General features: G+C 39.9%; 8 protein-coding genes. All 8 read right to left on the reverse strand.

The genetic code is table 11. From position 1 onward, the window contains the following. Nucleotides 1-906: 906 nt before the first annotated feature. Nucleotides 907-1,809 carry a 5-oxoprolinase subunit C family protein gene (locus ABD792_RS00135; RefSeq protein WP_345003653.1) on the reverse strand — a complete coding sequence of 301 codons (903 nt, stop codon included), beginning with the start codon at nucleotides 1,807-1,809 and terminating at the stop codon, nucleotides 907-909. Next, a complete protein-coding gene (gene pxpB / locus ABD792_RS00140; RefSeq protein WP_345003655.1) occupies nucleotides 1,745-2,476 on the reverse strand; it encodes a 5-oxoprolinase subunit PxpB in 732 nt (243 codons plus the stop codon). The genes ABD792_RS00135 and pxpB overlap by 65 nt, the downstream gene beginning before the upstream one ends. Before the next feature lie 6 nt (nucleotides 2,477-2,482). Further along, nucleotides 2,483-3,223 carry a 5-oxoprolinase subunit PxpA gene (gene pxpA, locus ABD792_RS00145; protein ID WP_345003656.1) on the reverse strand — a complete coding sequence of 247 codons (741 nt, stop codon included), beginning with the start codon at nucleotides 3,221-3,223 and terminating at the stop codon, nucleotides 2,483-2,485. Then, nucleotides 3,223-4,452: an Nramp family divalent metal transporter gene (locus ABD792_RS00150; protein WP_345003657.1), complete on the reverse strand. Its 1,230-nt coding sequence runs from the start codon at nucleotides 4,450-4,452 to the stop codon at nucleotides 3,223-3,225. The genes pxpA and ABD792_RS00150 overlap by 1 nt, the downstream gene beginning before the upstream one ends. Before the next feature lie 275 nt (nucleotides 4,453-4,727). Beyond that, nucleotides 4,728-6,308, reverse strand: a complete 1,581-nt coding sequence (locus tag ABD792_RS00155) for a beta-N-acetylhexosaminidase (RefSeq protein ID WP_345003658.1) — start codon at nucleotides 6,306-6,308, stop codon at nucleotides 4,728-4,730. A 15-nt stretch (nucleotides 6,309-6,323) separates the two neighbouring features. Beyond that, nucleotides 6,324-7,442, reverse strand: a complete 1,119-nt coding sequence (locus tag ABD792_RS00160; protein ID WP_345003659.1) for a DUF2891 domain-containing protein — start codon at nucleotides 7,440-7,442, stop codon at nucleotides 6,324-6,326. Nucleotides 7,443-7,774: 332 nt separating this feature from the next. After that, a complete protein-coding gene (locus ABD792_RS00165) occupies nucleotides 7,775-9,313 on the reverse strand; it encodes a YifB family Mg chelatase-like AAA ATPase (protein ID WP_345003661.1) in 1,539 nt (512 codons plus the stop codon). A gap of 74 nt (nucleotides 9,314-9,387) precedes the next feature. After that, nucleotides 9,388-11,031 carry an FAD-dependent oxidoreductase gene (locus ABD792_RS00170; protein ID WP_345003662.1) on the reverse strand — a complete coding sequence of 548 codons (1,644 nt, stop codon included), beginning with the start codon at nucleotides 11,029-11,031 and terminating at the stop codon, nucleotides 9,388-9,390. Between the last annotated feature and the right edge of the window lie 352 nt (nucleotides 11,032-11,383).

Genomic DNA, 11,383 nt, shown 5'->3' on the forward strand with positions numbered 1-11,383 from the left:
AAATAAAAGCCCTTAAAAGGGCTTATTTGTGTCTTGTTTTTAGAAAATTAAGGGCTTGCGCAACGGCTACCAGTGTTGGGTTTTAGTGCTTTTTTTGTCAGATTTTGGATCCGATTATATTCAGTTCATCTGTTTTGAAACTGTGATTTAATCATATTAATCCGTTCTCAGTCAGAGTCAGAGTCGGAGTCAGAATCCGCAAGAGTGATATTCCGCGTCCAGATCAGTTAAGGCCAACGGTTTTAAGTCCGTTTTGTGCTTTGGTTTTTTCCGCAAAGAGTTTCAATTCCGAGTAAGAGTCCGTTTCGGAGCAATTTATTTTCCGCTATGCTTTTCAAAGTCAGTTTTTGCATTCTAATGGCTTGCGTCTGAGTGAGTGTCAGCATTAAACCCAACTCGTTATATGTGGAACTATTATCCTACTTATCCCCTCTATTTTCCGGATAAGAGGAACTTTTGTTCCTCATTATAACTTGCAAAACGTAAATATATACAAAACCCTACAAATATGTAATATATTATCGTAATTTAAATAACTACCTTGTCTTATATAGTTATTTTAGGGAGGGTCAAAAAAAGCTACTCCTTCACCTTTCCTTCACCTTTCCTTCATATCTCCTTCATATATACTTCACCTTTACTCCATAGTAAAGCTATTCTAGGATTCATTCATTAACCTGTATAGCTATTTCAGGACGAGTCAAACTCCATGCCTTCTGTATAGATAGTGTATGGCTTAAGTATGGATAGTGTATGAAAGGGGCATTTCAACAAAGACGACCAAAAACAACAATTTCTACCAAAAACAATAGAAACTGCATAAAACAACAGAAAGCAGAATCCTATCCAAATAAAAAGAATAATTTTTAGAAACAAAACCGACACGCTCTGCAAGTTCTAAGCATCTTATAAAAGTTCAAAACACACCGTTTGTCCCGTTAGTTTTTGTGCTAAAACACACATCGCCATGTCACTGAGTTGCAAGACCCGTGGGTAACCGCCCGTAGTCTGGCAATCGCGCATCAGGACAATTAATGTACCCGAAGGTGTAAGCTGTACCGTTCCCGGAAGTACCGGAGCAGTTATAATGGCCTCCAATACATTTGGCAGTAGTTCTTTTAAATGATACCCCATCCGGTTGTGGGTTGCAGAAATAGTAAAATCCAAAGATAACAACAAGCTTTGCTGTTCCGGTGTTAACAGCTCAAATTCCGGCCCTTTATATACAGGAAGTAATGGATCTAACAGGTATTTGCTATTAAGGCGTATACCTGCATGATGCACTGTATTAAGCGTCTTACTTGCAGCAATTGGAAGCTCGTCATCCTTCAACAATACCGCTTGTTTCGTAATACCCTGGTACATGCTCCGGCTCGCGAGCACTGCTTTGGTTTTAAATCCGCCAGATACCGCCAGATAACAACGGAATCCCGTCTGAAGCTTACCAAACGACAGAACATCGCCAGCCATTATTTTGATAGGCTTATGGCATGCAATTATCTGGTCATTAAGTTTAGGGGACATGTCTGCTCCCGAAAGACAGATGTAGGTATCCGTTTCAAATGCCAATACGCATCCCGTCATAGTCATTTCCAAAACAGCTGCCGTTTCATCATTACCCAACAACATATTGGCCAGTCCCGTAGCATAACGGTCCATAACCCCAGACTGGGGTACACCATAGTGCATAGCTCCCAGCCTGCCAAGATCCTGAATAGTAGAATAAAACCCGGGACGTAAGACCTTAACCATTAAACACCTCGCTTTCCAATTGGTATACACCACCCTTAACCAAGGTTTGTATATCATTATATTTTTCTAAAGACACCGGATAAAAGACAATGCGATCGCCCGGCTGCGCAAAACAAGGAGCAGCTTTAGTAACATCAAAAAAATCAATAGGTGTATTTCCTATAACATGCCATCCTCCTGGACTAACACTTGGATAAACCCCTGTTTGCTTACCCCCAATAGCCACACTCCCCTTTTCAACTCGTAACGTTGGAGTGGCTTTTCTAGGCATATACAACTGTGTATCCAAACCACCCAAGTATAAAAACCCAGGTAAAAACCCAATAAAATAAACTGTATAAACTGCACTGCTGTGCTTTTTTACAATAATCTCACGGGCTATTTTTTTGGCCTTTGCCAAGGCCTCCATATCTGGAGCAAACTCGGTTTCATAACATACAGGAATGCGCCACAAGGTTTTGGTTAACGCTTTACTTGGAACTTCCAATGCATAAAGTTCCTTTAAAAAAGACACTTCACGATTAAAATCAGAATACCCCAGTTCATAAATTACCAAAACCGAATGATAGGCCGTCGTAACTTCAGACACCTCTTGCATTTTGGATTCCAACACCTTTTGCTTAAACGCCAAAATATCCTCCAATACCGTTTCCGAAATGCTGGCTGGCCATTCTACTAAAATAGCATGCGATCCATAAGGCTTATATACTAGTTCGAAACGCATGAGCTCTTAATGAATTTCAATACCACAACGCTCTAATTGCGTCCTTAAATACTTAGCTAAAGTCAGTGCTTCTGGATTATCGCCATGAATACAAACAGTATCCGCCTTAATGGGTCTTTCCTTCCTATTAAGCGTAGTTACTTTATGGTCGCATACCATGCCATACACATGCTTAAATACAGCTTCCTGTTCATGAATAATGGCTCCTTCACTGGCTCTGGAAACCAAGGTAAGATCTTCGTTATAGTTTCTGTCCGCAAAGACTTCATATAAAACCGGAATATTGTTTTTCGCCGCCAAATTGGCAATAACCGATTGATAAGGCACGTATAATTTAACAGGTAAAGCAATACTTTTCATAACCTCTATAATAACATGGGCTGTTTTATCATCAATTGCTGCCAAATTGTACAAAGCCCCATGTGGCTTTATATGATGTAAAGGCTCATGCATGGCATCTAAAACAGTAAGCAAAGTATCAATCTGTTCTTTAACACTGGTAAACAATGCTACACTTGACATATCTACCGCCACACGTCCAAAATTCACCTTATCCGGAAACGATGGATGAGCACCTACTTTAACGCCATACTTTTGGGCCAAGGCTACCACTTGGCGCATGGTTGTTTCACCGCCCGCATGGCCACCACAAGCAATATTGCATGAAGACACAAAGGGCAATAACTCAGACTCGTTACCTAGGCCTTCACCTACATCTGCGTTGATATCAATTGTTAAATGTTTCACTAAAACAGATTTAAACCCAACACTTTATTAAGGCTAGTTATTGAAAGTAAGATACTAATTAATAGTATTACAAACCCAATGATGTTTTGTCTCAAGCTATTTTTATATATCCCTAAAACAGAGGATTTGTTCATAATCCAAATTAAAAATACGGCTATAATGGGCAATAAAATACCGTTGGCTACCTGTGCAAACTTAATAATTTCTATAGGTTTTATTCCTAAAGACGAAAAAACGATCCCCATTAACAGTACAACCATCCAAACACTTCTAAATTTCCAGGAACGCATACCAACACCCAAGCCTAAACAGCCATTGGCCACATAAGCCGCTGCCAATGGTGCCGTAATAGCACTTGTAATACCAGCCGCAAACAAACCACTTGCCAAAAAGTACTTAGCAAACCGTCCAAACAAAGGTTCGAGTCCTTTGGCCAAATCGGCAGCACTGCTAATATCTGTTGCTTCTATGGCTGCTGCCGATACTATAATGGACATAGAAACCAAACCACCCAAAGCAACTGCCACAAACGTGTCCTTTCTGGCGTATTTTAAATCCTGTTTGCTATGCCATTTTTCCTTAACCAAAGACGCATGTAAAAACAAATTATAAGGTACAACCGTAGTTCCAACCAAGCCAATAACGGTTAACAAGCTATTTTCAGGAAAGTTAGGCACCAATGCCCCTTTTAAAATCTCCATAACATCTGGGGCGGTTATTACGGCTGTTATCAAAAATGCCAAACTCATAAGTATCACAAGAAATACCAGTACCTTCTCCAGTATTTTATAATTACCCAAATAGAGCAAACCAAATGCAATAGCCCCTATAACAATACTTAACACATTAAAGGTAAAAGCTCCAACAGTTAACTTGGGTGCTACAATAAGGGTTTCCAACCCTAGCACACCCCCACTAATATTACCAGCCTCGTAAGCCGCATTACCAATAACAATGGCCGAAAGCATCAATAAAATGGCCAATACCCTAAAGATTGGCACCCTTGTTTCGACTCTGATAATTTCTGATAGCCCCCGTTGAGAAACAACTCCCAAACGTGCTGCCATTTCCTGCAAAACAATGGTCGCTACTACCGATAGTACCATCGCCCAAAGTAACTGGTAGCCAAAAGCCACACCTGCCAAGGTACAAACCGTTACCGTTCCCGGTCCAATAAAAGCTGCCGCCACAAGAGGGCCAGGACCTATATTCTTAAACCAATTTTTCACACGAATAAATTTAAGTTAAACATTTAATAATAAATTAATTAACACAAATCTTGGATAAAAAAATTATATATCAGTTTGAGTGATTTTTGCAAAAAATCGTATCGAAAACAAATAAATTTTCGACCAAAAAAGCTTCTCAACACAAAATTCTTCCAGAATTTTACTAAAAGAGACATCTTGAACCCCTAAACAAGATTCACATTAATTAAAAATTGAAAACCTGCGCAACGGCTTCGTTCTCGCCTGTATTCTTATGTTCTGAACAAAAGATCATTTTATTCCCATCTATAATTATCTGGTACTTCTTCCATAAGTGCCGGACCATAATCAATGCCCAGTCCCTTCAATACAGGATACATGTTTTTTACTTTCGAGTAGAACACATCAAAGGACAACCGATCCCCTTTATGCCACATCTGCTCTGCTAAGGCATAGATCCTTGGAAAAACACGCCTGTCAGCCATATACTCTTGTACAAACCAATCCGTCCATAAACTGCATCCCATTCCTAAAATGAGGTCATGCGGATTGGATACATCGCTCGGGTTCTCCTCATACAGCTTACGCATATCAAAAGTCCTGTTCTCCTGATACTTGGACCAAGGTGTTAAAGGAAAATTAAGATACGTGTAATAATTCGTATTACATATAACAGGATGACCGCGTTTAATAGCTTCTTGCAATGCTTTGTCTTTATACCCTCTCCAGTTCCACCACTGGATCACCACATTATCCGGTAGTGCTACTCCGTCATGATAAACCACATCTCCCCAAAACACAACATTTTTGCTTTTTGTTTTTAAATAGCTTGCCAATTGCGATGAAAAATAAAGCTGTAAATTGTGTGCATTTCCCAAGCCTTCTTGCTCTATTTTCTGCTTACAATGCGGACACTTGTTCCAGTTACCCTTAGGCGCTTCGTCGCCTCCAAGGTGTATGTACTTAGAAGGGAACAAATCACATACTTCGTCAAGAACGTTTTTAAGGAACGTATAGGTCGATTCTTTGCCCCCACAAAATAAATTGGGAGAAAACGCCATAACCGATTTTGGCGCCTCATTAAAACAAGACAGTTCGGGGTAAGCACAAAGAGCTGCTTCCGAATGCCCCGGTACATCGATCTCCGGAACAACATCAATATGCAAAGCCTTAGCATAAGCAACAATATCCCGAATAACCGCTTGCGTATAATACCCTTGCTGCTCCTTTCCCTTTGCCACTTTCGATCCTATCTCGGTTAGTTTAGGATACTGCTTTATTTCAATCCGCCATCCTTGCCCTTCAGTTAAGTGCCAATGAAAAACATTCATTTTAAGCATCGCCATATAATCCAAATAGTTCTTTATAAACTCGGGAGATTGGAATTGCCTGCCGGAATCTAACATAAAACTACGCCACTTGTACTTGGGCCTGTCTATAACTTCTGTGCCTTTAACAACAACGCCAACTAACTTAAAATCCTGTCTTGCCTGAACGGCAACAGGTAATAACTGTAACAAACTTTGTATACCGTAAAACAAACCCGTTTCGGTATTAGCGGTAATGCGTATGTTGTCTGAAACGCTTAAATTATACCCTTCATCACCTAATTGGTTTTCTTCTTTGGTTATGGACAACAAAATATCGCCCTTATCTGAATTTACCGTTCTAACCTTAAGATAATTTTCCAACCGCTTACTTAGGTACTGGGCAGATTCACTTCCTCCCACATCATAAGCAATGTTTAACTTCTTTTTAAAGGTAAAATAAGAGTCTGTGGCGTTTACTTGCATGGGTGTAGGCAATATACTTTGACCAAAAACGAACACGGAACACATAAATACATGAACTGCTAACCAATATCTTTTAAAACACATAAATATAATCGGGATTTAGTTTGTAACTGAATTCAAAGCATAAATAGCAAAACTGCCTAACCAATGACTGCCTTCATAACTGTCGCCAACAATACTTGGCAAGGAATAATTTATATGCCCATTGGCAATCGCTCTTAGATGGGTATACTCTGGTAAGCCTTCAGCAATTTTATACAAACTCCAGGCCCGCGAAAAATTAACGCCATCCAAATGTACCAGATGACCATCGGTACGATCTGAAACCTCACCGGGCTCCAACTTAAAGTTTATATCCTTAAGCTGTGGCAAAAAAGCTTCCAGCCAATTTCTAAAGTCTGTTATTGGTAATAAGCGTTTCATTAAAGCAGCTTCCTCCAAACAGGGAGATAAAAAATCACTACCACTAGGCTCCCACGATAATGGACAGTCTTTATCATCTAAATAAAAATACCTTGCCCTATCTATTATTGCTGTTTTTAGGGCTTCATGCTGTGTTGCCTCTGCATAGTCGAAAGCAAAAGACAAACCAAAGGCTGTGTTAGTATGCGTCCCTACACGCTGTGGGTAATTCAATTTAGGTAAAAATGTAATGTATTTTTCTACTATAAGATCGGTTAATGGCTGTAGGTTATCTTCCAGGGTTCTTGCCACCGGATCATCCCAATTATGGAGTGTTTCCGCTAATTTTAACAACCATGCCCATCCATAAGTACGCTCAAACGATTTGTTATGCACACCCTTAAAATAATTAATCTCTGCCGCTATGTGTACTTTCGATATGTTTTCCAATAAACGCCCCCTAATACTATCAGCATTATCCAGTTCAGGAAATGACTTAAGCAAACTTACAAGACTCCAATGGCCGTGTACCGCCGAATGCCAGTCGAAACAACCATAAAATGCTGGGTGCAATTCCCTGGGAGCTTTCAGGTCTTCGTCACTCCCTAAAGTCTGGGATAATTTATTGGGGTACTCGTTATTGATACAGTACAACGGTAACGATGCTAGGCGATTGGCTTCCTCTAAATTAAGCACTGGTACTTTTTCAGCATCGGTAGAGTGCTCAGTTTCTGCAACATCCTCTTTTTCTTTAGGAGATTTACAATTAATAATTAAGACGCTTAATAATAAAATGGGAAAGACATATAACTTCATTCAGTATGCTTTTTATTGGTACTGACGACCTATTAATATATTAGTTTGTTAGTCAATTAGTATCAAAAATAGCATAATAAATAGATTTACCCGATAAATGAGATCTAAATACTGGGACTAGCTTTGAAATTAACAAAAAAACTACACCCACCCATACCCCTTGTCATGCACAACGAAGCGAAGGATCCCTACCATTAAAACAACCAACAACACACAGCAACTTTCCACTTTTAACTTTCCACTTTCCACTTTCCACTTTTAACTCCAAACCCCATTTACAAGAAATTATTTTTCAATTTCTAGGTACGTCTCAGAGTATTTATCAAGTAAATTCACCCCAACCACCCTTCTCTATCCAAGCTCCTATATTGGATGGCTTCACTAATGTGTGTTCCATTAATTGCTTCAGTACCTTCTAAGTCTGCAATGGTACGTGCTACTTTTAAAATACGATCATAAGCTCTTGCCGATAGGTTTAGGCGCTCCATAGCTGTTTTTAGTAATTGCTTTGACGTCTCGTCCAACACACAATGACTCCGTATGTATTTCGTATGCATTTGTGCATTGTAGTGAACAGACTCTGAATCTTTAAAACGTTCAGTTTGTATGGTCCGTGCTTGCGTGACACGCTTTCTAATTTCTACCGAACGCTCTCCTTTTGTTGTATCAGATAATTTATCAAATGGCACCGGAGTCACTTCTATGTGAATATCGATCCGATCTAACAACGGTCCTGAAATTTTCCCAAGATAACGTTGCATTTCCGCAGGACTGGACGTTACGGGTGCATCAGGATCATTAAAATAACCTCCCGGACTCGGGTTCATACTCGCAACCAGCATAAAACTACTGGGATAAGTTACTGTAAATTTGGCTCGCGATATAGTTACTTCCCTATCTTCCAAGGGCTGTCGCAATACCTCCAGTACGCCCCGCTTAAACTCCGGTAACTCATCCAGGAACAGTACACCATTGTGGGACAGCGATATTTCTCCCGGTTGGGGAAAAGCCCCACCACCTACCAAGGCAACATCCGATATGGTATGATGTGGACTTCTAAACGGGCGTTGCGACATAAGTCCCGTATCTTCTTTAACCCTACCAACTACCGAGTGTATCTTTGTGGTTTCCAATGCTTCGTGCAAGGTCATGGGCGGCAAAATAGAAGGAAGCCGCTTTGCCAGCATGGTCTTTCCAGCTCCGGGAGGCCCTATCAAAATAATATTGTGTCCGCCAGCAGCTGCAATTTCCATACAGCGCTTTATCCCTTCTTGCCCTTTAACATCACTAAAATCATATTCCGGAAAGTCTAAACTTTTATAAAACTCGTCACGCGTGTTAATAATGGTACGTTCCAATGCTTCCCCCTCATCAAAATAATCAATTACTTGCCTGATTGTATTAACACCATACACTTCTAAATCACTAACAATAGCAGCTTCTTTAACGTTCTGGATCGGTAAAATAAATCCCTTAAACCCTTCTTCTCTGGCTTTAATAGCTATCGGCAAGGCTCCCTTTATAGGTTGCAAGCTACCATCCAACGACAGCTCTCCCATGATTAAGTAGCGTTCCAAATGTTCTGCCTTTATTTGCCTGGAAGCCGCAAGAATACCTATTGCCAATGTTAAATCATAGGCCGATCCTTCCTTACGTAAATCGGCAGGCGCCATATTAATAGTCAATTTTTTTCCTGGAATCTTATAACCGTTATTCTGAAGAGCAGCCGCAATGCGATAGTTACTTTCCTTTATGGCATTATCAGGAAGGCCAACAAGGTGATATCCTATACCCGAATCAACATTAACCTCAACAGTAATCGTAGTAGCCTCAACACCAAAAACAGCACTTCCATATACTTTTTTGAGCATACCTATATTTTGGTAATAAATGTATTACAAAAATATTATTTATACAATTTTTCCTACTTCAAACTATTAAGCATTTACTCAAGCTGCAAGATTTGTTTATCAGTAAGCAAACGATCCTTAAGCAGATTATAGTCCACATCCTGTACGTCGGCATCAGCATCTATAGCTAAACAAGCTGCTGTAGCAGCCGATTGTCCGAGCACCATAAAAACGGGCTCCATACGCAAGGAACCAAAGGCAATATGCGACGCCGATAAACACACTGGCACAATTAAATTCGAACATTCACCCCGTTTAGGAACAAGTGCTTTATAGCTAATAGGATAAGGTCCAAAGTTCCCCACCTCAACATCACCTTCATTTTTAACGAACCCGTTGGCATCGACATAACGTTGCACATGATGCGAATCCATCATATAGGCTCCCATCCCAACAGATTGATCGGCAGAAATAGAATCCTGGGTACAATGATGTTCTGTCATCACAAAATCACTCACCATACGTCGGGCTTCTCGTATATATAGCTGCGGAGTCCAGTGACCATTATTTACAAATTCATCTTTGGGCAAGCCCCAACGACTAAATTCATCTCGAATCTTCTCTGGTACCCGTGGGTGATTTGAAAGGGTCCAAAGCAGTCCTTTTTGGTAGCCTTCATGTGCCTTGATAATGCGTTCACGTTCCTTATAATCCGCATTCGGATAGTCATAATTCTGGCCTATAAAATCGGACGAAAAAGGTCCTTTATTATTAGAATCCGTTTTCCTGTTGGGCATCGCCGACATTATAAAAAATGGCCCGTTATACCCCGCTTCGATAGCTCTGAACAACAACTCATAATCCCTGTCATTATAACCCATGGGCTTTTCAACAGGCAGTCGGTTTTCCGGTACATCGGTCAGACACATACGAAAACAATAACCCTGTACCTTTTCATCGCCAGAACCTTCGTCACCAGCACTTTTATTAACATTCGGAAGCAAGCCACTGGCCGAATCACCTTGTACAATATACGGGTCGACACCATCTGGAAACTGATGATAAATACCATGAACCACCTGAACACCATTAAGGGTTTCACCGTATACAGCATTTGCTTCCCTTCCAACAGTGTAACGAATCCCCGAAAGTGCCATCAAATCCCCTTCGTAAGTCGCATCAATAAACACCTTACCACTAATCTTTTTACCCGATTCCATTATAATGGCTTGTATTGCGCCTTGATGCTTAATAACCCCTTGATTTAAATCCAACCGCTCATGTGAAATAACGTGAATGGCGTGCTCTTGAATCATATCGTTAAAAACTTCAGAACCCACTTTCGGTTCAAAAGTCCACATAGAAGTGCCCGATGCTTCTTTAACGCCCTGTCCGTGATTTTTATAATCCTTGCGTTCTTGCCATTTCCAGGCTTCAACGGTATTGTACTTTTGTGCAATACGTTGATAAAATTCCCGCGAAAGACCTCCTATAACATGTTTGTTGCCTATATCCGTCTGCCCCAAACCACCAGTAGTTAAACCTCCCAAATGATTGTCTGGCACTATAACAACCACACGCTTGCCCATACGTGTTGCCTGTACCGCTGCTACAATGCCAGCAGAAGTACCTCCATAAACAACAATATCATAATCCGTCTCCGGCTTACAAGCTACTATAGAAAGAATTATAATAAGAATAAGAGAAACGTGCTTAAGGAAACAATAGGAAGTCTTCATCTTGTTACTTTTTTGAATGCATTAAAATACCTGAATATTTTTTAAGATACAAAACTGGACTCCCAATAAACCTTTCAGAACACAACCTTATTTAGTAATAAACGTACTACGAAAAAACACAATCCACACATTTTTTTATTTAAAATACAGAAGCATCAAATACACTTATAAAAACCATACACTGTCTAGTCTACTTAACTGTTTAACAAATATTTCTAATCTTTATTTTGACATTTTTTTTAAATCGCTTTAGTTTTTTCGGTTGCATATTTATAAATTTTATTTGAATATCCGTAATACATCATAATTCAAAAAATAGGGTTATTTTTGAAAAAACAGTGTCTCTATGAAT

It is taken from the genome of Snuella lapsa (assembly GCF_039539345.1).
In the GTDB taxonomy this organism is placed as follows: Bacteria; Bacteroidota; Bacteroidia; order Flavobacteriales; family Flavobacteriaceae; genus Snuella; species Snuella lapsa.

What these genes read in the sequence shown, in the direction of transcription:
- ABD792_RS00135 (WP_345003653.1), bottom strand. Translation starts at nt 1,809, where the DNA reads ATGATATACAAACCTTGGTTAAGGGTGGTGTATACCAATTGGAAAGCG.
- pxpB (WP_345003655.1), bottom strand. Translation starts at nt 2,476, where the DNA reads ATGCGTTTCGAACTAGTATATAAGCCTTATGGATCGCATGCTATTTTA.
- ABD792_RS00155 (WP_345003658.1), bottom strand. Translation starts at nt 6,308, where the DNA reads ATGTGTTTTAAAAGATATTGGTTAGCAGTTCATGTATTTATGTGTTCC.
- ABD792_RS00160 (WP_345003659.1), bottom strand. Translation starts at nt 7,442, where the DNA reads ATGAAGTTATATGTCTTTCCCATTTTATTATTAAGCGTCTTAATTATT.
- ABD792_RS00165 (WP_345003661.1), bottom strand. Translation starts at nt 9,313, where the DNA reads ATGCTCAAAAAAGTATATGGAAGTGCTGTTTTTGGTGTTGAGGCTACT.
- ABD792_RS00170 (WP_345003662.1), bottom strand. Translation starts at nt 11,031, where the DNA reads ATGAAGACTTCCTATTGTTTCCTTAAGCACGTTTCTCTTATTCTTATT.